The sequence below is a fragment of the Pseudomonas sp. P5_A12 genome, from assembly GCF_056400685.1.
In genome coordinates this window covers 1-20,908 of sequence record NZ_JBFUKU010000083.1, presented here as the reverse complement: position 1 = coordinate 20,908, position 20,908 = coordinate 1, and the positions used below count along the sequence as shown (strand labels likewise).

Here is a 20,908-nt window from a genome sequence, read left to right as displayed (position 1 = left end):
GAATCGAGCGCCAGCCTCGACGTGCTGCTGACGAGCAACCGACTGCTGATCGACGCGGCATTGCCAGCGATTGATTACCTGGCCGAACGCCAGGGCAAGGAAGGGCTGATTATTCTCGCCAACTCCGACGCCACCATTCTCGCCGTTGAAGGACGCGCCGATCGCCTCAAGGGCAGCGGCCTGCAAGACATCACCTTGGGCGCCTGCTGGAGCGAAGCCGCTCGCGGCACCAATGCGCTGGGTACCGCACTGGTCGAAGCCCGGCCTACGATGATCGATTGCGGCGAACATTACCTTGATCGCCTGACTGATTTCTCCTGCACCTCGGTGCCGATCCATTGCCCGCAGGGCGGCATGCTCGGCGTGCTCGACCTGACCCGCGAAGGCCCGCTCGGCCGCGTGCATGACAGCACAGCATTGCTGGCCATGGCCGTTAGCCAGATTGAGAGCCGCGTCTTCAATGCCAGTTATCCCGACGAAATCGTGCTGGCCTTCCACAGCCGTCGCCAATACCTCGAATCCCCATGGCAAGGTTTGCTGGCGGTCAGCCTCGGCGGCCAGATCCTCGCGGTCAGCGCCCAGGCCTGTCAGTTGCTCCACGCCGACCGCTCTGCGTTGGTCGGTCGGCGTTGCGAAGAGTTTCTCGGGGTCGATGGCCTGCAACTTTTATCGCGCCTGCATCAGGGCGGCGTCGGCAGTCTGCAAACCGCCAAGGGCGAATTCTTCTACAAAACCCTTCGTGCGCCGCAGCGGTCAATTAACGTAAGCACTCCGCCACGCACGACCACCAAAACAGCAAAACCACAACCGGATCTTGAGTCCCTTGCCGGCAGTAATGTGCGCTATGCCCGAGCTTTGCGCATGGCCCGGCAAGGCCTGGCTAATGAATTGCCGGTGTTGCTGCTCGGTGAAACCGGCACTGGTAAAGAAGTCATCGCCCGCGCTTTGCACATGGCTGGAACCCGTTGCGACAAACCCTTCATCGCGGTGAACTGCGCGGCGATTCCCGAAGGCCTGATCGAGTCGGAACTGTTCGGCTACCGTGAAGGCGCCTTCACCGGCTCCCGCCGTGGCGGCATGATCGGTCGCCTGCAACAGGCCCACGGTGGCACCTTGTTTCTCGATGAAATCGGCGACATGCCGCTGGCCCTGCAAGCGCGTTTGCTGCGGGTACTGCAAGACCGCAAAGTCGCACCGTTGGGGGCAGGCGAAGAGCAGGACATCGACGTCGCGTTGATCTGCGCCACGCACCGCGACCTCAAGCGTCTGGTGGAAGAAAAACACTTCCGTGAAGACCTGTTCTACCGGGTCAACGGCATCAGCGTGATGCTCCCGGCCCTGCGCGAACGCGAAGATTTCAGTGCGCTGGTCGGGCGATTGCTGGCCAGGCTCAACGCACCCGCCGTCCTCCTGCATGACGATTTGAGCCGCTTGCTCGGCGGTTATCACTGGCCCGGCAACATCCGCCAACTGGAGATGGTGTTGCGCACCGCGCTGGCCATGCGCGAACCGGGGGAAATTGTCCTCACCCTCGATCACTTGCCCGACAGCATGCTCGACGAATTGACCGCGACCGAACGGCCTCAAGCCGGCAGCATCCGTGAAAATGAACTGGAGCTGATTCGTCAGTCCCTGGACACTCATCAGGGCAATGTCTCGGCCGCCGCCGACGCGTTGGGTATCAGTCGCGCGACCTTGTATCGCAAGCTCAAACAGTTGCGTTCGTGATGCAGCGCCTGATCGTTCGGCTGATCGACAGCCAGAACCCCGAAGCCTTGCAAGCGGCCTTGCGCTGGCTCTACAGCTTCGTGCGCCCGCATCGGCTGGCCATCGCCGGGCTACTTGGATTGTCGGTGTGCGCCTCGTTGCTGGTGTTGGTGCAACCCTGGCTGACCAAGCTGCTGATCGACGATGGTCTGCTGGCGCGCAATTTTCCGATGCTTGTGTTGATTGCGGGGTTGATGATCGTTGCCGGGCTGCTCGGCACGGCGCTATCGGGCATCAATCGCTACCTGCACACGCGATTGTCCGGGCGGATTCTGTTTGCCCTGCGTGATGATCTCTATCGGCATTTACAGACGCTCTCGCCGAGCTTTTACGGGCAGCGGCGCATCGGGGACTTGATGTCGCGCCTGGATGGCGACGTCGCCGAGATCCAGCGTTTTGCCGTGGATTCGCTGTTCTCGGCGGTGTCGAGCGTGATTGGCCTGATCTGCGCGGTGGCGATGTTGCTCACCCTGTCGTGGAAGCTCTCATTGTTGGCACTGGTGCTGATTCCCCTCGACGTGCTCTGGCTGCGCTGGATGCGGCGCAAGGTCGAGCGCGATGTGCGGCAATTGCGCGAGCGCTCGGCGGACATGTCCTCGTTCATGGTCGAGACGCTGCCAGTGATGAAGTTCATCCAGTCTGCCGGCCAGCAACAGCGTGAAGCACGACGGCTGGAGACGTTGGGCCACGGCTACATGAGCCAATTGCTGCGTCTGCAAATCACCGAGTTTTTTACCCAGGCCGTACCGGGCACATTGACGTCGTTGTCCCGTGCCTGTGCGTTTTTGATTGGCGGTTACTGGGTAGTGCAGGGGACCTGGCAGTTGGGCGCCTTGATCGCGTTTTCTACCTACCTGGGCATGGCGGTCGGACCGGTCCAGAGCCTGCTCGGGCTCTACGTCGCCATTCAACGGATGACCGTCAGCCTCGGGCGCGTGATGGAATTGCGCGGCGAAGAGCCGACCGTTTTGACGCCGGTCCAACCGCAACCAATGCCGACTTCGGGTGACCTGCGATTCGACGACGTGCACTTCAGCCATCCCGGCCGCCCGACGACTTTGCGCGGTATCGAAGCACGCATCCCCTACGGCTTGAAAGTCGCCCTCAGCGGCGGCTCAGGCGTCGGCAAATCAACCCTCATCGATCTGCTGCAACGTCACCATGATCCACAGTCCGGTCGGGTGTTACTCGGGGAGGTCGACCTTCGAGAGCTGGACCTGTTCCAGCTGCGTCGGCGGATTGCCGTGGTCAGTCAGGACATTGTTTTGTTTCGCGGCAGCCTTGCTGACAACCTGGCCTACGCTGTGCCGGACGCCAGCCGCGAATCGATTGCCGAAGTCGCACGGCTGGCGCAGCTCGACAGCCTGATCGAATCGTTGCCCGAAGGCCTAGACAGTGCGTTGGGCGAACGTGGTCAGCAGTTGTCCGGCGGGCAGAAACAACGCATCGCCATTGCTCGGGCACTCTTGCAAGACCCGCTGATTCTGGTTCTCGACGAAGCCACGTCGGCGGTGGATGAAGCCACCGAACGCGAAGTCATCGAGGCCATCGACCGATTGTTTGCCGGACGTACACGAATTTTGATCAGCCACCGCCCCTCAACCCTGGCCGATGCCGATCTGCGTTTTGAATTGCTCGACGGCGTGCTCACTTCAAAAACGGTGCCGCATGAAGCCTGAACTTCGAATCGGTGTGGTCGACAGCGGCCATTCGGCGGCGCAACGGGTGCAGGTCGTCGCTGGACGGCGCTTCTCGTTACTGGAGGACGGGTTGGCCGAAAGCGACTTGCGCGATGATCCTCTGGGCCACGGCAGCGCGGTGATCGAAGCCATCGGACGGCGGGCACCTTCAGCGGTGTTTTGCGTGGGCCAAGTGTTTGACCAGCGCGGCGTTACCAGCGCCTTGCAGATCGCCAGAGCCATCGACTGGCTGGTGGCGCAGGACGTTCGGCTGATCAATTTGAGCCTCGGTTTGCGGCAGGATCGCAGCCTGTTGCGCGAAGCCTGTGCAGCGGCAGTAGCGCGAGGGGTTCTACTCTGCGCATCGAGCCCGGCGCAGGGCGAAGGCGTGTTCCCGGCGAATTATCCGCAGGTGTTGCGCGTCACCGGCGACGCGCGCTGTGCCGAACAGGAATGGTCGTGGCTCAACAGTGCCCAAGCGGATTTCGCTGCGTGTGTGCATGGGACCTATCCGGGACAGTCCGGCGCCAGTCTGGGGTGTGCCGCGTTGAGCGGACACATCGCCGCTTTTCTGGTTGCACACCCTCAGGCGAGCAACGAACAGGTGCTCGAATGGCTGCGCGAGTACGCGCGTTATCGCGGCCCTGAACGGCGCATCGGGCCATGATGGTGATTCTAGGCGCCGGGCCAGCGGGAGCTGCAGTGGCCCTGGGGTTGCGGCGGCTCGGTTATCCCGTGACGTTGGTCAGCGAGTGGCGCCGGTTTGCGGCGTTGGAAGGCGTTTCGGTGCGCGTGCTGGAGGCTTTGCGCGGAGCGGGTCTGCATCAGGCGCTGGCAGAGGCGGCGTTGCCTTCCCAGAGACAAGTGTCGTGGAACGGTCAGCAGCATGCACAGAACATTGAGTTTTTGCTGGACCGTCCGGGCTTCGACCGGGGCCTGCGCGAAGACCTGCGCCTGGCTGGCGTCGAGGTGATCGAAGGTCGGGTGCTGACGGTTCAGACTGACGCGACGGGGCATCGAATCGAGATAGAAGGGCGCGAAACGCTAGTCGCCGAGTTTTTGGTGGAGGCCCGAGGGCGTCAGGCGCCGGCGCTCGGCAAAGGCCTGAGAGGACCGGAGACGGTCAGCCTGCTCAATCGCTGGCAAGGCACGCCGGGCAGCACCGCCAGTGCGGTCGAAAGCCTTGAGGATGGCTGGGCGTGGATGGCGCGACGGGCTGACGGCCAGTGTTATTGGCAGTGGACGGTGGACGTGGCCAGCGCCGAACTGCCGGGTAAGGCGCAATTACTCGACTATTGTCGGCAGCGGCGCCAGGGCTCGGCGTTGGCTCAGGCGTTTTTCGGCGCAACGCCTGAAACCGACCTGCTACTGCATGCCCGCAGCAGCACCGCGATACTGTGCCCGCAGGTGTGCGGCCAAAACTGGATTCGCGTCGGGGATGCGGCGATGGCGGTGGACCCGCTGTCGGGTAACGGGATTTTTCAATCACTGTCGTCGGCGTTACAGGCGCCGGCCGTGATCAACACGCTGTTGCGAAAACCCGAGAGAGCGGCCCTGGCCCAGCGCTTTCATCAGCAGCGGGTGGAGCAGCTGTTTTTACGCTTTGCGCGGATCGGGCGGGATTTTTATGCTGATGAACTGCGTTGGCTGGATCAACCCTTCTGGCAGGCGCGACGGTGTTGGCCGGATGCTGAGGTTGCGCATGCCGAGGCGGATTTCAATGCGCTGAGGATTGAGCGAGCGCCGGTGTTGAACGAGGGTTTTGTCGATGAGGCTGAGGTGGTGATCACGGCGGATCAGCCGCTGGGGATCTGGCATGTGCACGGGGTCGAGGTGGCGCCGTTGGTGCGGCGATTGCGCAGCGAGCCTGCTGCGCAGGTGTTGGCCGGGTTGACGGTGGAGCAGGGGCGGGTGGTTCGGGGGTGGTTATTGGCTCAAGGCTTCAAACCCTGAAATTGGTAAGGGCCGGTCTGGCCCTATCGCGAGCAGGCTCGCTCCCACATGGGTTCTGTGCCGATCACAAATCCCCTGTGGGAGCGAGCCTGCTCGCGATGGCGCCCGCACGAGCGCCGCTGTTTAAAGCTTGATCAACACCGACTTCAACTCGGTGTAATGCTCAATCGCCGCATACCCCATTTCACGCCCAACCCCCGACATCTTGTACCCGCCAAACGGCAGTGCCGGGTCCAGGGCGCTGTGGCAGTTGACCCACACCGAGCCCGATTTGATCCGTGGAATCATCCGGTGCACCGCCGCCAGATCATTCGACCAGATACTCGCCCCGAGACCGTAAGGACTGTCATTGGCCATGCGCAACGCATCGGCTTCGTCATCGAACGGAATCGCCACCAGCACCGGGCCGAAAATCTCTTCCTGCACCAGCGAATGCTTCTGATCGACATCGACGATCACTGTCGGCTTGACGAAAAAGCCTGGTCCGAATTGCTCGCCACCGCAGGCGATGGTCGCGCCACTTTCCCGGCCCTTTTCGATGTACCCGAACACGCGCTCCTGCTGCCGGGCGGAGATCAATGGCCCCATCTCGACGCTTGGGTCCAGGCCGTTGCCGAGCTTCATCGCATTAGCGATGCCAGCGATGTCCGCCACCACATTGTCAAAATGTTTGCGCTGCACATACAGCCGCGAACCTGCACAGCAGACCTGGCCCTGGTTAAAGAAAATCGCGCTGGCGGCACCGGCGGCAGCGCTCGGCAGGTCGGCGTCAGCCATGACGATGGTCGGTGATTTTCCGCCGAGCTCCAGGGTCACGCGGGTCATGGAGTCCATGGCGATCTTGCCGATCTGCTTGCCCACGGCAGTGGAGCCGGTGAAGGTCAGTTTGTCCACCAGCGGGTTGTGCGTCAGGGCAGAACCGGCGGTAATGCCAGTGCCGGTGACCACGTTGAACACGCCCTCGGGGTAGCCGGCTTCCAGGACCAGTTCAGCGAGTTTCAGCGCGGTCAACGGGGTTTCATCCGCCGGTTTGAGTACAACGGTGCAACCGGTGGCGAGGGCCGGACCGAGTTTCCAGCAGGCCAGCAGCAGCGGGAAGTTCCAGGCGACGATGGCGCCAACCACGCCCACTGCTTCACGACGGATGAAGCTGTGGAATTGATCGTTGGGCATCAACGGCAACGACACCTCTACGCTGGAACCTTCGATCTTGGTTGCCCAACCGGCCATGTAACGCAGGAAATCGATGGCCAGTTGCACGTCCATGACCTGGGCCACCGCCGCGCTTTTGCCGTTGTTCAGGCATTCCAGTTGCGCCAGCAGTTCGGCGTCACGTTGCATCAGGTCAGCGAGTTTCCACAGCAGGTTCTGCCGCTCGCGTGGGCGGGTGCGGCTCCAGGCCGAATCATCGAAGGCCTGACGCGCGGCCAGTACGGCGCGATCGACATCATCGGGCGTGGCCCGTGGCACCACACACAATACTTCGCCCGTGGCCGGGTTGTGCAGGGGCATGGTCTGGCCGTCGGCGGCCTCAACCCAGTCACCGCCGATCAGCATGCGCGGGGCACGCTGGATGAACGCGGAGGTGGCGGGAAGCAGATTAGGGAGCGACATGGCGAAGCCTCTTATTGTTCGTGAGAACAGGGCTTTCGCAATGCCTGTGCCAAGTCGCCGCAAGGTCAGGCGGGCCTTAGGTTAGTCGGGGTTCGCCGGGTGCAAAAGGAGGGTGGTGGGGTGATTTTTTTCGCAAATTGCGACAGCCGCTGAGACGACGAGCAACCCGGTTGCGACATTGAACCCCCCTGAGTTGGGGGCTAGACTTTTCTGGCTCGGTGGGTGAAATGACGGAACCTTTCCCCGGCCACACATCTCGCGCAAGGGAGGTTGTGATGAACCTTTCAACCCTGGAGATTCAAAGCATCATTGAGCAGAGTTTTCTGCCCTCGATATGCACCTGCAGCATGGCCCCGGATCAGTCAATGACGATTCGGGTCTGCGATTGCATGACCGGTAAAGTGGACCTCGTGGCGAGCCACGTACCTGTCTGGCAGCTGGACACTGCTCATGCCATCGCGACGCTGGTGGCGCAGATGCAGCAAGAGATCAACGCACACAAAGGTGTCCATCCAACGTTTTTAAACTGAACCTCAATCAGCCGCACCACTGTGTGTGGTGCGGCCCTGGCTGATGTAATCATGAAGGGATTCTTCGGGAAATCTCTTCGAACGTGTTGCTATCGACGGCCGCCAGTAACGTCCTGTCATCCTTGAGCGTGGCTAGAAAGGTCACTTCCGTCTCTTTGCCGGCCAGCAAGAACCCGGCAATCGCGCCGATGGGGCCCAGCAGCATGGCGCCCGCCACGCCGAACCCGATGGCATCCTTGAAGTTGTTGATCGATTCCTCGTTGGCGACTTCTACACGCTTGAACGATGAGAGCGGAAGGCTCAGGCCGGGCCACGGGTGAAGCGGCGTTCTGAGGGTGAAAACGCCGTCTCTGTAATCTCCATCACCCTGCAGAAAGTCCCCCGCCAAGACAGTGATGCTTGCCATTTTTTATCCCCTTGCTGGCAATCGGTGAACAACCATTTCGCGCCCGCATCCCCGTGCCGTCAATCGTCGTGCGATGAGCTGTTCCGACCGGGCATCTATGCTTGTCTCAGACTGCTACAGCTGTCGCGATTTAAGACGCAAGGGGTCTCGTCGAAAGCGCTGTGAGCGCCGTTGTTTTTACGCAACTGATTGATAAAGAAGGATATCGGCAAGCTGGCACGCTCTGTGTATTGCTCATCGCAGACGTTTCTCTTGCCTCCGTCAGCGGTTCGCCGCCGGCGGCAGAAACCATAAAAACGATAAGCCACAAAAATAAGAACGCACCGTGTGAGGTTCGACGTTGATGAAGAGAAAACTCCGATCAGGCCTGAGCGCCAGCCTGCTGGCCGTGGCCGCCTGTGTGGCGCTGCATTCGCCTTACGGCCTGGCAGCCCGCGACGCCCAGACCATCCTCAAGGAAACCTGTCAGGGGTGTCACACCCCCGAAGCCAATAACGCCCTCAGTCGCATCAGTCACCAGCGCAAGACCCCGGAAGGCTGGCTGATGACCATCGCCCGGATGCAAACCATGCACGGTTTGCAGATCAGCGATGACGACCGTCGCACGCTGGTCAAGTACCTGGCGGATACCCAGGGCCTGGCGCCGAGCGAGACCGATGGCGTGCGTTATGCGCTGGAACGTCGACTCAATACCGTCGAGAAGTTCGACGACCAGACCAGCCAGATGTGTGGCCGCTGCCACTCCGGTGCACGGGTCGCTCTGCAACGCCGTCCTGCCCAGGAATGGGAACATCTGGTGAATTTCCACCTCGGACAATGGCCGTCCCTCGAATACCAGGCCCTGTCCAGGGACCGCGACTGGTTCGACCTCGCTCGCAAAGAGATGGTGCCGCTGCTGGCCAAGCGTTATCCGCTGGACAACCCGGCCTGGAAAAAATGGCAAAGCGTTGCGCCGAAAGCCGACGCGCTGGTCGGTGACTGGAGCTTCAGCGGCCACTTGCCGGGCAAGGGCGAACTGGCCGGCGTGATGACTGTCAGCGCTGACGGCAGCGATACCTTCAAGGTCGCTGTCAAGGGCCAGTACGCTGACGGCACCCCGTTCAACGGTGACGGCAGCGCAATTCTCTACACCGGCTACGAATGGCGCGGCAACGTGACCATCGACGGCGTGACCATGCGCCAGGTGTTCGCTGTTCAAGGCAATGCGATGCAGGGCCGGATGTTCGAGGCCGAGCATGATGAGCGCGGGCTGGACTTCGTTGCCGCCAAGCAGGGTTCCAACCGTCTGCTGGCGGTGCAGCCGGGTTATCTGAAGGCCGGTAGCGAAACCGAAGTCACCCTCATCGGCAGCGGCCTCACCGGCAAACCGGATTTCGGCAAAGGTGTGGAAGTGGTCGAAATCGTTTCRCAAAGCCCTGAGCAGATCAAGGTCAAACTCAAGGCCGCCGCCAATGCCCAACCGGGTCTGCGCAACGTCTCCGTCGGCTCGCTGAAAGGTCCGACCCTGTCGGTCTATAACACCATCGCCGAAGTCAAAGTCGTGCCAGAGTTCTCAGTCTCGCGGATCGGCGATGGCGGTGGTTCGACGCCGAAAGTCCAGGGCCGTTTCGACGCTGAAGCCTGGGGCAAGGGCGCTGACGGCAAACCGTACCGCATCGGCGTGTTCCCGGCGCAGTGGAAGGTTGAAGCCTTCGATGACCGTGCCAAGGAAGACGAAGACGTCAAGTTCGCCGGCACCATGCAGGCTGACACCGGGGTGTTCACTCCTGGCGATGCCGGGCCGAATCCGCAACGCAAAATGTCCACCAACAACGCCGGCAACCTCAAGGTGATCGCCGCCGTCGACGATGCAGGGAAATCCCTGACCGGCGAAGGCCATATGATCGTCACTGTGCAACGCTGGAACAATCCACCCATTCCATGAGTTGGCTGATCCATACGGCTTCAGACACTTTTTCGGAATGACCGCAGGCCCCGTACAACGGGGTTTGCACAGGAGGTTGCAATGGGCGCTATTTTGAATCTGGTTGAACGCAACCTGCACGAAGTGCATGTCGACGCCGACCGCATGCTGTTTCACATCCCCAGCAGCTCGCTGTTCGCCAGCGATGAGCTGACCGGCACCATCATCGATACCTTGCGCGGTCCCGGCTGTTCGTCCGATGACCTGATCCAGCGCCTGGCGGCGCGGTTCAACGGTGAAGAAATCACCGAGACCCTGCGTGAATTGATTTCGCTGGAACTGGTCAGCGATGGTTCGCCGCTGACCCCGGACATCGGTACCAAACGGGTCGAACGCACCGCAATCAATACCGTGGTGCTCAACGTCAACACCGGCTGTAACCTGAGTTGCACCTACTGCTACAAGGAAGACCTCGACAAGCCGTCGGCCGGCAAGAAAATGGACGTCGAAACGGCTGTCGCGTCGGTGGAAATGCTGCTGCGCGAATCCCCAGACGAAGAGCGCTTCACCGTGGTGTTCTTCGGAGGAGAACCGCTGAGCAATCGCAAGCTGATCGAGTACATGGTCGACTATTGTGAAAAGCGGTTTGCCGAGGCCGGCAAGTTTGTCGAGTTCGTCATGACCACCAACGCCACGCTGCTCACCGAAGAAACCGTGGACTACCTCAACGCCCACCGTTTCGGGCTCTCTGTCAGTATCGACGGGCCGAAAACCGTGCACGACCGCAACCGCATCACCGTGGGCGGGCAGGGCACGTACGATGTGGTACGGCGCAAGGCCGAGATGCTGTTGTCGCGCTACAACAGCCGTCCAGTTGGCGCGCGGGTGACCTTGACCACTGGCGTCACCGATGTCGAAACCATCTGGGATCACCTGTTCAACGAGCTCGGTTTTGCCGAAGTCGGGTTTGCCCCGGTGACCTCCGGCGACATCAGCAGCTTCAACCTGACCAGCGACGAACTGGTTGAAGTCTTCGCCAACATGAAGAAGCTCGGTCGGCGTTATCTGGACGCGGCACTGGAACACCGCAACATCGGTTTCTCCAACCTGCACCAGTTGATCACCGACATCCACGAAGGCCACAAAAAAGCCCTGCCGTGCGGCGCGGGCCTGAAGATGCTGGCGGTGGATCACAAGGGCGAACTGAACCTGTGCCACCGCTTTACCGGCTCGTCGCTGCCGACCTTCGGCAACGTTCACAGCGGCGTTAAACAGGTCGAGTTGAACGACTTCCTGTCCCAGCGCCTCGACCGCAGCAACACCGGATGCGAGGACTGCCAGATCCGCAACCTGTGCTCCGGCGGTTGCTACCACGAGAGCTATGCCCGCTACGGCGACCCGACCCACCCGACCTACCACTACTGCGAACTGATGCGTGACTGGGTCGACTTCGGCATCGAGGTCTACACCCGGATCATGGCCAATAACCCTGCGTTTATCAGCAGCTACATCACTCCGCGCAAGGCTCACTGATATGAAACATCTCAAGGCAATCAATAATAAAGCGCTGAAAATGGATGCGGCCGCGGCCGAAAACCGTATCGAAGAAGTGGTGGCGATGAGCTCCGTTGCGGGCTGTGCCTCGACCACCGACCCGGGTTGGGAAATCGATGCGTTTGGCGGGGTGTCGTCGTTGTGCCAGCCGATGGAAGCTGACCTGTACGGCTGCTCCGACCCGTGCTGGTGGCCGGCCCAGGTGCCCGACATGATGAGCACCTACCCGGACTGGAACAAGGATGCCCAGGCGTCCAACGAAAACTGGCGCAACCTCGGCACTGTCTTCCCAAAAGACAAGTGATCAGATAAGAAGAAGGATTCCAGCATGCACAGCATCAAAGCCTGCGGCCTGGCCGCTTTCGCCCTCCTGAGTACTTGTTCGCTCAGTGTTCTGGCTGATGAAAATACCGCACTGCAAGACGGTCACGAGTACATGGTGACCACTAATTACCCGAACAACCTGCACGTGATCGACCTGGCCACCGACACATTGCTCAAGACCTGCAAGATGCCCGACGCCTTCGGCCCCGGCACTGTGCAACTGTCGCCGGACCGCAAGATTGCCTATGTGCTGAACAACCACTATGCCGATGTCTACGGCGTTGAACTCGACAACTGCAAACAGGTGTTCCACGCCAGCATCACTCAGAAACAGGGGGAGAAAGCGCGGTCGATCTTCGCCTTCACCGTCAGCCACGACGGCAAGGAGCTGTACACCGTCGCCAACCCGACGTTGATGCTCAATGACCGCTACGAAGTGCAGCAACCGCGGCTGGATGTCTATGCCACCGACGCTGGCATGGACGCCAAACCCGTGCGCAGTTTTCCGGCGCCTCGACAGCTGACCATAATGCAGAGTGGTGACGACGGTACGCTGTACGTGGCCGGGGCGGACGTCTACAAAGTCAATGTGAAAACCGGCAAGTTCGATGTACTGATCCCCAGCCGCCATTGGAAACGCCCGAACTACAGCGCACCGGACGTGCTCTACGTGTGGAACCAGCAGACCTATCGCCATGACTTCTCGCTGCTCTACACCGCGGCGAAATTCAAGGACAAGAAGCAGGATCCCGCCACCGCCGAGTACCTCTACGGGCTGTTCAGCATCGACTTGAAAACCGGCAAGACCGAAACCACCGACTTTGGTCCCCTGACGGAAATCTACTTCAGCGGCATGCGCTCGCCGAAGGACCCGAACCTGATGTTCGGGGTACTGAACCGGTTGGCCAAGTACGATATCAAGGAAAAGAAAATGCTCCAGGCGGCGACGCTGGATCATTCCTACTACTGTATTTCCTTCAACAAGGACGGCAGCAAGATCTACCTGGCCGGGACGTTTAACGATGTGGCGGTTTTTGATGCCGACAGCTTGAAGCAGATCGGTAGCATTAAATTGCCGGGCGGGGATATGGCGATTACCACGGCACAGGTGTTTGTCCGGTAATCGGTTTTGCCTGATCTGACGCCATCGCGAGCAGGCTCGCTCCCACAGGGGATCTGTGTCTCACCGGAGATCCAATGTGGGAGCGAGCCTGCTCGCGAAGAGGCCCTGCAAAACGCTGGAGATTTTACTGTCCAGGCACCGGACACCCCAAATCCCCCTCCTGACATTTCAGGTAATTCTTGAACGTCTGCACCCGCGCCTTGGTCAAGTCCGTGGTGCAGTTGCTGTAGACCAACGGATACAAGCTGCCCCCTTCCACCCCCGATGCCGAAAATGTGCATTCGGCTTCCCGAAACGCAATCCACGCCCGCTGCGTCCCTACCAACAACTTTTTGCGGTCGGGCTGACCCTTCAGGCGCGTGTTGATTTGCTGATAAAGCGTATTCAATTCCTTGTCGGCCGCTGCATGCTGTTGCGCCGCGCACTGGTTCATCGTGGCTTGGTCGCTGGCGTTGTCGCAGTCCGCTGCGACAGCCATAGAGGTAAACATCACAGGCGCCAGCGCCAGGAGAAAGCGTGAATGCATGGAGGAAACTCGCTGTGACAAGGGGGAATTTGGGGAGCAGTGTAGCCAATTGCCGACCGAGGATGACCTGCCAGAGGGGCGCTACCCGCCAACTGTCTCGTCAGCAAACCCGAACTTATGCGCGCAAATGCGGCCGAATATTGCGGGCATGGTTGATCGCAGCAAGCGATTGGTACAATTTTAGGGTTGGTCTTGTGGTTGTTACTGACCTACTGTTCATTACAGGAGGTGACATATGAACCCAGCATCAGATCGCATCGAAAGGAAGATCCTGCTCAAGGCGAAGCGTTCGCATGTCTGGCGCGCGGTGGCCAATGCCGAAGCGTTCGGGCAGTGGTTTGGCGTTGCGCTGGAGGGCAAGCGTTTCGTCGCCGGTGAGTGGACCCAGGGGCAGATAACCTATCCCGGGTATGAGCACCTGCTGTGGAATGTTCTGGTGGAGCGGGTCGAGCCGGAGCGGCTGTTTTCGTTTCGCTGGCACCCTTACGCCATCCACCCGGAAGTCGACTACTCCCAGGAGCCGACCACGCTGGTGAAATTCGAACTCGAAGACATGGATAACGGCACGCTGCTCAAGGTGTCCGAATCCGGTTTCGATCACATTCCCCAAGCTCGCCGCGAAAAGGCGTTCCGCATGGACAGCCGTGGTTGGGAAGAACAGATGAATAACATCGAACAGTTTCTGGTTGAAAACGCCAAAGCCCACGAACAGGAGGGTGGTTGAGGCTACAGGTCGCTAAACCCGTGGCCTGCAGGCTGGACACCTGAGGCGTCTAAGGGTTTTCGGAAGGGCGGCAATAGCGAATGTCTTACACGCGGTGGTAGCTATGTCGTCTGTTGCAGATTGGATCCGTCACGTAATCTAGCCCCATCAACTGAAGCACAGGAAGCGCTTCAGGATCACGGATGATCGACCATTAGCAAGGATTGGCTACCGACAGGGAGTCGACAATGGTCTTGGGAAAACCCGCTTAGGCGGGTTTTTTTTCGCCTGTCGAAAAGTCTGGCGGTGCTTAGAGTCTGGCCGCCGCCCGTTCGGTGATTTGCGTCCGCTGCTCAAGCGAGGCAGCTGCACGGCGATGCGCTTCGGCCAGAACACTCGGTGGTGCTGTTTCAGCGCTGCCCGACTGGAACGGCGGTGCCGGGGCATATTCCAACTGCAACTGCACCAGTTGCGCCGTGTCCTTATCGAACAACTCTGCCGCCAGGGTCAGGGCAAAATCTATCCCTGCGGTAATCCCGCCACCGGTCAGCAGATTGCCGTCGCGCACCACCCGGTCTTTCACCGGGATTGCACCCAGCGGCTTGAGCAATTCGTGATAGGCCCAGTGGGTCGTCGCCCGTTTGCCTTTGAGCAAACCTGCGGCGCCGAGCACCAGCGCGCCGGTGCAGACCGAGGTGACATACCGCGCGTTGGCGGCTTGAGCCTTGATGAAGGCCAGGGTTTGTTCATCCTCCATCAACGGCCCGACGCCACCGCCGCCGGGAATGCAGATCACGTCCAGCGCCGGGCAATCGTCGAAGGTCGTGGTCGGATTCAACATCAGGCCTGTGCTCGCGGTGACAGGCGCCAGGTCCTTCCAGATCAAATGCACCTTCACGTCCGGCAACGAAGCCAGTACGTCATAAGGGCCCGTCAGGTCGAGTTGCTGAACCTGAGGAAACAACAGAAAACCGATCTGCAACGTCATGGCTTATTTCTCCTGAAGTGAGTGGACGTCTTCACTGTAGGCTCGTAGGATTTGGCGTATCCGCCAATCACCCCACGAATTACGCCAATCATGCCGAAAACCATACACGTGCTCGCGTTTGCCAATGTGCAGCTGCTCGATGTCACCGGGCCCTTGCAGGTATTCGCCTCGGCCAACGACATTGCCCGCCAGAAAGGGCTGCCGCCGCCTTATGCACCGTCGGTGATTGCCAGCGGTGGCGGGGCGGTGATGTCGTCGGCGGGCCTGGCGCTGCTGGCTGAAGCGTTGCCCGAGGACGGCAGTGACACGCTGGTCATTGCCGGTGGCTGGGGCGTTTATGCGGCCGCAGAAGATCAGGCGCTGGTGGCATGGGTGCGTGAACATGCGGCAAGTTGCCGGCGGGTATCGTCGGTGTGTACAGGAGCGTTTTTGCTGGCGGCCAGTGGCTGGCTCGATGGTCGGCGGGTGGTCACGCACTGGACGCGTTGCGAGCAGTTGGCGCAGAAACATCCTCTGTTGCAGGTCGAGCCCAATCCAATTTTCATTAATGACGGGCCGGTCTGGACCTCGGCTGGGGTCACGGCTGGCATCGATCTCGCCTTGGCCATGGTCGAAGAAGACCTTGGTCGCAACATGGCCCTGGAAGTCGCCCAACAACTGGTGGTATTCCTCAAGCGTCCGGGTGGCCAGTCGCAGTTCAGCGTGACGTTATCCTTGCAGAAAGAAGGCGAGCGTTTCGACGAACTTCATGCCTGGATCAGTGAAAATCTGACCAAGGACCTCGGCATTCCAACCCTGGCCCTGCAAGCGGGCATGAGCGAACGCAGTTTCGTACGCCACTATCGCGCCGATACCGGGCAGACCCCGGCGCGGGCTATTGAGTTGATCCGCGTGGAAACGGCGCGACGGTTGCTCAGCGATACCGGCGTGCCGATCAAAAGGGTGGCGGTGCAATGCGGGTTTGGCAGTGAAGAGACGCTGCGGCGCAGTTTTCTAAGGTCAATGGGGGTGACACCGCAGGCTTATCGCGAGCGGTTTTCGGTCAGTGTTGCAGCAGATCCAGTMGCGCTTTGAGGGGCTGCTTCATGCCAACTTCAACCGAGTAACACCTTTTGCCAATGTTCTTCGCTGATGATTGCTATCGGTACGCCACTTTCCCTGAGTTCAACGGCTCGTTTGATCTTGGTTCCATAGCTGCTATGGAGCCTTTGATCATTGCCGATGCTGCCCACCACCAAGTAGTGGACCTTCTTGCTGACTGATCCACCGATCAGGCCACCTCGCTCAACTATGAGCGATTCGCACTCTTTTCGCGGCCCGTAAGCCATCACTCCGGTAAACAGAAAAACTCGATCAACGCAATTCAAACTGGGTGGCGGGTTGTCGAGTGGGAGAGTGGTCGGCGCAGTAAAAACTTGAGCCGAACCCACCGGAAGACCAGCGAGTTGACGGAGCTTTTCCAATAACTCAACAGATTCCTCGGCATCAAGCACACCGTCACTCAGCATGTCTTCGAGGCGTTTATAGAGAATATTCACAACCGGATCGCCCAAGTGGCACAGATGGGTTTCAATCCAGTTTTTTAGAAATTCGGCTTCCTGTTGGTTGATCTTGCCGTCAGCGGCGAGGCCAGCGGCAATGCCGACCAACGCGTCAGCTGAGCGGCGGTCAATCCGCGCTTCGTGGAAGAAGCCGCTGTTTTGAAACTCCTGATGCAAATCGACCATGAGTGCCTCTCCCTAAGTTTCCACTTCCGCCACCTGATTAAAGTACTTCGACCGATCCGGCGTAAACGTCACCACCATTCCAGTCCGCGAGCAGGCCAGCACCCGCTCTTCACCCAAATCAACATCCAGATCCTCCCCACGCAAACCTTGCCATTGCGCGAGGTATTTGAGCGATCCGTATTTTTCGAGTTTTTTCAGGCTGCGACTGACGCCTCCCTTCCAACCCAGCACCGGCAGCTCCCCGGCAAGGCTTCGTTTGGCGAGTTCGGGGAAGCGGACGGCGCGTTGGCGGCCGATTTCCCAGCATTTGATCAGGCCTTTGTCCGGGCCTTCCCACAGTTCATCGCGGTTCAGGCCGAACCGAAGGGGCGAGTCGATACTGCGGTGGATGCGCTGGCTCATTCAGGTTCCTTGAATTCGGGGTTTTGTTGGACAGCTCCGCTGTACCCGTTGACATTGGATGTTAGGGGGGGATGTAACGACTGGCAACAAGGTATTTCCGGGTGTAGGAATGCACGGTGCTGGGGTGAGGGGGGGGAGTGCTTGTTTAATTTTCGTAGGAGGCATTACCTCCGCACCCATAAACCCTCGCCGCAGTTGGGTTGTTATGTCGTGTGAGAGTGTTTAAGTCTTTCATGAGCAAGCTTCTCTCCTACAAACAGCCGCGCAAAACGGGAAATTTCCTACGGCCTCTGTCGGTTGCGGGCGAGGAAACTGAGTCGATAGCCTTTCCCTGCCGCTGCCTATTAAGCGATCAGGTTTGGTCACCCGTAAATGTCAGGCGCACAAGCGCCAACCTGAGCATGCTGACGATTTTTTTTTGTACTTGTCGGTATGCTTTGCGGCGGGCTGTGCGCGGGGCACTTTCAAGTGCGCCGGGTGCCTGACTTCCCGGTTGACCAACCTGCGTACCGCCCACCCCCCATCGTTTGGTCACGAGGGTTGGGTTTGTCTGGGCGAGTTGTTGGTGAACCGGGCGCTGGACAATATAGATCCGGAGAATGCGCAATAGCGGGCAGTTAATCAGGCAGGTGTTGTGAATGATGGCCTCATCGCGAGCAGGMTCACTCCCACATTGGATCGTGGGTGAACACACCACTTGTGAACACCAAAGACCCTTGTGGGAGTGATCCTGCTCGCGATGGGGACGCCACGGTCTCACGGCTGCCAGATACTCTTCTCCCCACTCAATTTCCGATCCAGAAAACACGCCGCGCTGATCAACGCCAGATGCGTCAGCGCTTGCGGTGTGTTCCCAAGATGCCGCGCATGACTGTCCAGCTCTTCGGCATACAAACCCAAAGGGTTGGCATATCTCAGCAACTGTTCAAACTCCAGATGTGCCTTTTCCACCTCACCGGCCCGCGCCAGGCATTCGACGTACCAGAACGAACACGCGGCAAACGCGCCTTCGGTGCCGTCGAGACCGTCGATGCGGGCGTCGTCGTTGCGGTAGCGATAAACCATGCCGTCGCGCACCAGGTGTTTTTCTATGGCTTCAAGGGTGGAGAGCCAACGCGGGTCCTTGGCACTCACGAAGCGCACCAGCGGCATTAGCAACATCGAGCCGTCGAGGGCGGTGCCGCCGATGTGCTGGACAAAATGGCCGCGTTCTTCGTTCCAGAAATTATCCCAGATGTCGGCATAGATGGCCTGGCRCATCTGGTCCCAACGGGCGAACGGGGCGGGCAAAGAGCGTTTGGAGGCAAGGCGAATGGCGCGGTCCAGGGCGACCCAGCACATCAGACGCGAGTGCAGGAAGTGGTGCTGCTCGCCGCGCATTTCCCAAATGCCAACGTCAGTCTGCTGCCAGGTTTCACACACTTGATCGACCACTTCTACGGTGTGTTTCCAGCCTTCATGGGATATGGCGTCGCCATATTTGTTGACCAGATAGATCGCGTCCATCAGTTCGCCGAAGATGTCGAGCTGGACCTGATCGCAGGCACCGTTGCCGATGCGCACCGGTGTGGCGCCACCATGGCCGGACAGGTGCGACAGTTCGGTTTCCGGCAGTTCCTGGCGACCGTCAATGGCGTAGAGGATGTTGAGTTTCATCGACTTGCCATGGCAGTCACTGACTCGCCCACGCAGCCAGCGCATGTAATCGTTGGCTTCCTGGACAAACCCCAGGCGCATGAATGCGTAGACAGTGAACGAGGCATCGCGGATCCACGTGTAGCGGTAGTCCCAATTGCGTTCGCCGCCGGGCGTTTCCGGCAGGCCAAATGTGGCAGCAGCCAAGATCGCGCCGTGTTTACGCGAGGTCAGCAGCTTCAGGGCGAGGGCCGAGCGGTTGACCATTTCCCGCCAGCGACCGCGATAGTTGGAATGCCCGATCCAGTCGCGCCAAAATTTTAAAGTGCGCTCCAGGCAAATCGCGGCGGCACCCTCCTTGAAGCGCGGGTCRTCGAGTCCACCGAGTAGAAATTGGGCACTCTGATCCTGTTTCAGGGTGAATTCGGCGACCGCGGCATTGCTATGAACCCGCAATGTCTGATCCGACGACAGGCGCATGGACAGCTGATCGGCGGCCACGAACGTCACGTCTTTTTTATCCATCTGCGCGCGCGTCCTGGCACGAGCGTAGTCATGACGCACGGCGCAGCGCATGTGAAATGTCGCCTCGCCGCTAACCACTCGAACCCTTCGCATCAGTAGCGGCAGATCGTCCTCGCTGTCRCCGATGGGCAGCAGGTCGGTGACCTCGACCACCGCACGCTCACTGAGCCAACGGGTTTGCAGCACGTTGGTGTCGGGCAGGTAAATCTGCTCACGGCGAGCATCGGGCAAGTCCGGTGACAGTTGGAAAATGCCGGCTTCGGGTGTATCCAGCAACGAACAGAAAATCGACGGGCTATCGAATTCCGGCCAGCAAAAAAAATCCACGCTGCCCTTGTCATTGACCAGTGCCGCGCTGCGCATGTCGCCGATGATGCCGTGGGCGTCGATGGCGCTTTGTCGTTCGGGATGGAGGTCAGCCATTGTCGCGAAACTCCGGGTAGAGGCTCATGCCGCCGTAGATGAAAAGGGGGGGCGACGATGTAATGGGAAGCATCGGAGGCGAGAAACATTGCCGCGTTGGCGAAATTTTCGATGTCCTTGGTCAAGGGAAGTCGGCAGGAACACGAGCGCCTTGAAGTGAGGGCTTAATCAGATGACTAGCGGGTGTTGTCGGGAGTTCAGAGCAGACCATGAAAAGATCCTGACCTTCAGCTGTTCTCCAGTCGCGAGTACCGCAACAACTCGTACTCTTCATTCATGATCACGTCTCGTCTTCGATACGCCCATCGCTTGCCGGCCGGTTAGCGCTTGTTCTTTCCAGGCGTTCAGCCCTGTGGGTCCACAGGTATCGAGCAACAGGCGGAACCAGATTGTGAAGGTCTCGGGCGAGGCGGCAATGCGTGCGGGAAGTTCGGGCAATGGCTGCCATTGCCAGTCATTGGCTTCTTCGGGGTTGGCGATGGGGTCGCAATCGCTGACGCCGACGAAAATGTGGCCGTATTCGTACTCGATGAGCTGATTTGAAACCGGTTCACGGTAGAGAAGGGTGAAAACTTTACGTAGCTGACAGGTGATGCCCATTTCTTCGAACAAGCGGCGTTTCGCTGCGGCAGCGGTCCGTTCTCCCGGGCGGGGATGACCGCAGCAGGTATTGCTCCACAAACCTTGGGAATGATATTTCCCGAGAGCACGCTGTTGCAGCAGCAGGCGCCCGTCGCGATCAAAAATTAAGATTGAGAAGGCGCGGTGCAAGAGGCCCTGTTGATGGGCCTGTAACTTCTCGGCGATGCCTTTTTTGCGACCGTGTCGGTCGACCAGAATCAGGAACTCGTCCATAGCCAGACTCCATTGTGTCTTCGCTACCGGACCTTTACTCATGACCAGACTACGTAGGGAAATTCAGACGTGTGCATGTATGAGTTGAAATCTAGTCAAGGCATTTGCACCCTGCAAAATTTCCATTAGACCGATTTCATTGTCTCGTTAAAGTGTCAGAGGGTGTGCCGACCTAAGTGTTTTGTACAAGGTGATCGCAGGTTTCCATCGATTGCCGTTGGGTTTAGTGACGTTCACATTCAACCAACAAATCCGGACTGTTCCCTGGATC

At 59.5% G+C, this 20,908-nt stretch carries 19 protein-coding genes; 11 read left to right on the top strand and 8 right to left on the bottom strand.

Features of this window, described 5'->3' with window-relative positions; translation table 11 throughout:
• From AC1DSG_RS13840 to qhpG, 4 genes are all read left to right on the top strand, one after another.
• Nucleotides 1-1,728: sigma-54-dependent Fis family transcriptional regulator (locus AC1DSG_RS13840; protein ID WP_477791389.1), on the top strand; the 1,728-nt coding region annotated here is incomplete at its 5' end.
• Complete coding sequence (locus tag AC1DSG_RS13835) at nucleotides 1,728-3,446, top strand: ABC transporter ATP-binding protein (RefSeq protein ID WP_477791388.1); 1,719 nt, start codon at nucleotides 1,728-1,730, stop codon at nucleotides 3,444-3,446. The genes AC1DSG_RS13840 and AC1DSG_RS13835, both read left to right, overlap by 1 nt.
• The gene (gene qhpE / locus AC1DSG_RS13830; protein ID WP_477791387.1) at nucleotides 3,436-4,113 is read left to right on the top strand and encodes a subtilisin-like serine protease QhpE; all 678 of its coding nucleotides are present in this window, start codon (nucleotides 3,436-3,438) and stop codon (nucleotides 4,111-4,113) included. The genes AC1DSG_RS13835 and qhpE overlap by 11 nt, the downstream gene beginning before the upstream one ends.
• Nucleotides 4,110-5,399, top strand: coding sequence for a flavin-dependent monooxygenase QhpG (qhpG, locus tag AC1DSG_RS13825; RefSeq protein WP_477791386.1), 1,290 nt, complete (start codon nucleotides 4,110-4,112; stop codon nucleotides 5,397-5,399). The genes qhpE and qhpG overlap by 4 nt, the downstream gene beginning before the upstream one ends.
• Nucleotides 5,400-5,522: 123 nt before the next feature.
• Here the strand turns inward: qhpG and AC1DSG_RS13820 are convergent, their stop codons facing one another.
• Nucleotides 5,523-7,013: an aldehyde dehydrogenase family protein gene (locus AC1DSG_RS13820; protein ID WP_477791385.1), complete on the bottom strand. Its 1,491-nt coding sequence runs from the start codon at nucleotides 7,011-7,013 to the stop codon at nucleotides 5,523-5,525.
• Nucleotides 7,014-7,288: 275 nt separating this feature from the next.
• On the opposite strand from AC1DSG_RS13820, the gene AC1DSG_RS13815 reads away from it, so the two are divergent.
• Nucleotides 7,289-7,543: a DUF1652 domain-containing protein gene (locus AC1DSG_RS13815; protein WP_477791384.1), complete on the top strand. Its 255-nt coding sequence runs from the start codon at nucleotides 7,289-7,291 to the stop codon at nucleotides 7,541-7,543.
• Between the two features lie 49 nt (nucleotides 7,544-7,592).
• Here AC1DSG_RS13815 and AC1DSG_RS13810 read toward each other — a convergent pair whose 3' ends face one another.
• Nucleotides 7,593-7,949 carry a hypothetical protein gene (locus tag AC1DSG_RS13810; RefSeq protein WP_477791383.1) on the bottom strand — a complete coding sequence of 119 codons (357 nt, stop codon included), beginning with the start codon at nucleotides 7,947-7,949 and terminating at the stop codon, nucleotides 7,593-7,595.
• Nucleotides 7,950-8,292: 343 nt separating this feature from the next.
• On the opposite strand from AC1DSG_RS13810, the gene peaA reads away from it, so the two are divergent.
• From peaA to peaD, 4 genes are all read left to right on the top strand, one after another.
• Nucleotides 8,293-9,873, top strand: a complete 1,581-nt coding sequence (peaA, locus tag AC1DSG_RS13805; RefSeq protein ID WP_477791382.1) for a quinohemoprotein amine dehydrogenase subunit alpha — start codon at nucleotides 8,293-8,295, stop codon at nucleotides 9,871-9,873.
• Nucleotides 9,874-9,954: 81 nt separating this feature from the next.
• Entirely contained in the window at nucleotides 9,955-11,385 is a 1,431-nt protein-coding gene (gene peaB / locus AC1DSG_RS13800) for a quinohemoprotein amine dehydrogenase maturation protein (RefSeq protein WP_477791381.1), read from the top strand.
• 1 nt (nucleotide 11,386) lies between these two features.
• Nucleotides 11,387-11,710 (top strand): quinohemoprotein amine dehydrogenase subunit gamma, encoded by a 324-nt coding sequence (gene qhpC / locus AC1DSG_RS13795; RefSeq protein WP_477791380.1) that lies wholly within the window; start codon nucleotides 11,387-11,389, stop codon nucleotides 11,708-11,710.
• 24 nt (nucleotides 11,711-11,734) lie between these two features.
• Nucleotides 11,735-12,853, top strand: a complete 1,119-nt coding sequence (gene peaD / locus AC1DSG_RS13790) for a quinohemoprotein amine dehydrogenase subunit beta (protein ID WP_477791379.1) — start codon at nucleotides 11,735-11,737, stop codon at nucleotides 12,851-12,853.
• A gap of 124 nt (nucleotides 12,854-12,977) precedes the next feature.
• On the opposite strand, the gene AC1DSG_RS13785 is transcribed toward peaD, so the two are convergent.
• Nucleotides 12,978-13,379 (bottom strand): lysozyme inhibitor LprI family protein, encoded by a 402-nt coding sequence (locus AC1DSG_RS13785; protein WP_477791378.1) that lies wholly within the window; start codon nucleotides 13,377-13,379, stop codon nucleotides 12,978-12,980.
• Nucleotides 13,380-13,614: 235 nt separating this feature from the next.
• Between AC1DSG_RS13785 and AC1DSG_RS13780 the strand changes: the two genes are divergently transcribed.
• Nucleotides 13,615-14,103: an SRPBCC family protein gene (locus AC1DSG_RS13780; protein ID WP_477791377.1), complete on the top strand. Its 489-nt coding sequence runs from the start codon at nucleotides 13,615-13,617 to the stop codon at nucleotides 14,101-14,103.
• A gap of 289 nt (nucleotides 14,104-14,392) precedes the next feature.
• On the opposite strand, the gene inhA is transcribed toward AC1DSG_RS13780, so the two are convergent.
• Nucleotides 14,393-15,070, bottom strand: coding sequence for an isonitrile hydratase (inhA, locus tag AC1DSG_RS13775; RefSeq protein WP_477791376.1), 678 nt, complete (start codon nucleotides 15,068-15,070; stop codon nucleotides 14,393-14,395).
• A gap of 90 nt (nucleotides 15,071-15,160) precedes the next feature.
• Between inhA and AC1DSG_RS13770 the strand changes: the two genes are divergently transcribed.
• On the top strand, nucleotides 15,161-16,144 hold the full coding sequence (locus tag AC1DSG_RS13770) for a GlxA family transcriptional regulator (RefSeq protein WP_477791375.1): 984 nt from the start codon (nucleotides 15,161-15,163) through the stop codon (nucleotides 16,142-16,144).
• 20 nt (nucleotides 16,145-16,164) lie between these two features.
• Here the strand turns inward: AC1DSG_RS13770 and AC1DSG_RS13765 are convergent, their stop codons facing one another.
• The 4 genes from AC1DSG_RS13765 to idi form a co-directional block, all read right to left on the bottom strand.
• Nucleotides 16,165-16,797 (bottom strand): BRCT domain-containing protein, encoded by a 633-nt coding sequence (locus AC1DSG_RS13765; RefSeq protein WP_477791374.1) that lies wholly within the window; start codon nucleotides 16,795-16,797, stop codon nucleotides 16,165-16,167.
• Between the two features lie 12 nt (nucleotides 16,798-16,809).
• Entirely contained in the window at nucleotides 16,810-17,199 is a 390-nt protein-coding gene (locus AC1DSG_RS13760; RefSeq protein ID WP_477791373.1) for a hypothetical protein, read from the bottom strand.
• A gap of 756 nt (nucleotides 17,200-17,955) precedes the next feature.
• The gene (locus AC1DSG_RS13755) at nucleotides 17,956-19,782 is read right to left on the bottom strand and encodes a glycoside hydrolase family 15 protein (protein WP_477791372.1); all 1,827 of its coding nucleotides are present in this window, start codon (nucleotides 19,780-19,782) and stop codon (nucleotides 17,956-17,958) included.
• Nucleotides 19,783-20,052: 270 nt separating this feature from the next.
• Nucleotides 20,053-20,637: an isopentenyl-diphosphate Delta-isomerase gene (idi, locus tag AC1DSG_RS13750; RefSeq protein WP_477791371.1), complete on the bottom strand. Its 585-nt coding sequence runs from the start codon at nucleotides 20,635-20,637 to the stop codon at nucleotides 20,053-20,055.
• Nucleotides 20,638-20,908: the final 271 nt, after the last annotated feature.

Excerpts from the sequence above, each read along its gene's own strand:
- peaD (WP_477791379.1), top strand. The coding sequence starts at position 11,735 with ATGCACAGCATCAAAGCCTGCGGCCTGGCCGCTTTCGCCCTCCTGAGT.
- qhpE (WP_477791387.1), top strand. The coding sequence starts at position 3,436 with ATGAAGCCTGAACTTCGAATCGGTGTGGTCGACAGCGGCCATTCGGCG.
- AC1DSG_RS13765 (WP_477791374.1), bottom strand. The coding sequence starts at position 16,797 with ATGGTCGATTTGCATCAGGAGTTTCAAAACAGCGGCTTCTTCCACGAA.
- AC1DSG_RS13760 (WP_477791373.1), bottom strand. The coding sequence starts at position 17,199 with ATGAGCCAGCGCATCCACCGCAGTATCGACTCGCCCCTTCGGTTCGGC.
- AC1DSG_RS13820 (WP_477791385.1), bottom strand. The coding sequence starts at position 7,013 with ATGTCGCTCCCTAATCTGCTTCCCGCCACCTCCGCGTTCATCCAGCGT.
- AC1DSG_RS13785 (WP_477791378.1), bottom strand. The coding sequence starts at position 13,379 with ATGCATTCACGCTTTCTCCTGGCGCTGGCGCCTGTGATGTTTACCTCT.
- qhpC (WP_477791380.1), top strand. The coding sequence starts at position 11,387 with ATGAAACATCTCAAGGCAATCAATAATAAAGCGCTGAAAATGGATGCG.
- AC1DSG_RS13835 (WP_477791388.1), top strand. The coding sequence starts at position 1,728 with ATGCAGCGCCTGATCGTTCGGCTGATCGACAGCCAGAACCCCGAAGCC.
- peaB (WP_477791381.1), top strand. The coding sequence starts at position 9,955 with ATGGGCGCTATTTTGAATCTGGTTGAACGCAACCTGCACGAAGTGCAT.
- qhpG (WP_477791386.1), top strand. The coding sequence starts at position 4,110 with ATGATGGTGATTCTAGGCGCCGGGCCAGCGGGAGCTGCAGTGGCCCTG.
- AC1DSG_RS13780 (WP_477791377.1), top strand. The coding sequence starts at position 13,615 with ATGAACCCAGCATCAGATCGCATCGAAAGGAAGATCCTGCTCAAGGCG.
- inhA (WP_477791376.1), bottom strand. The coding sequence starts at position 15,070 with ATGACGTTGCAGATCGGTTTTCTGTTGTTTCCTCAGGTTCAGCAACTC.
- idi (WP_477791371.1), bottom strand. The coding sequence starts at position 20,637 with ATGGACGAGTTCCTGATTCTGGTCGACCGACACGGTCGCAAAAAAGGC.
- AC1DSG_RS13810 (WP_477791383.1), bottom strand. The coding sequence starts at position 7,949 with ATGGCAAGCATCACTGTCTTGGCGGGGGACTTTCTGCAGGGTGATGGA.
- AC1DSG_RS13815 (WP_477791384.1), top strand. The coding sequence starts at position 7,289 with ATGAACCTTTCAACCCTGGAGATTCAAAGCATCATTGAGCAGAGTTTT.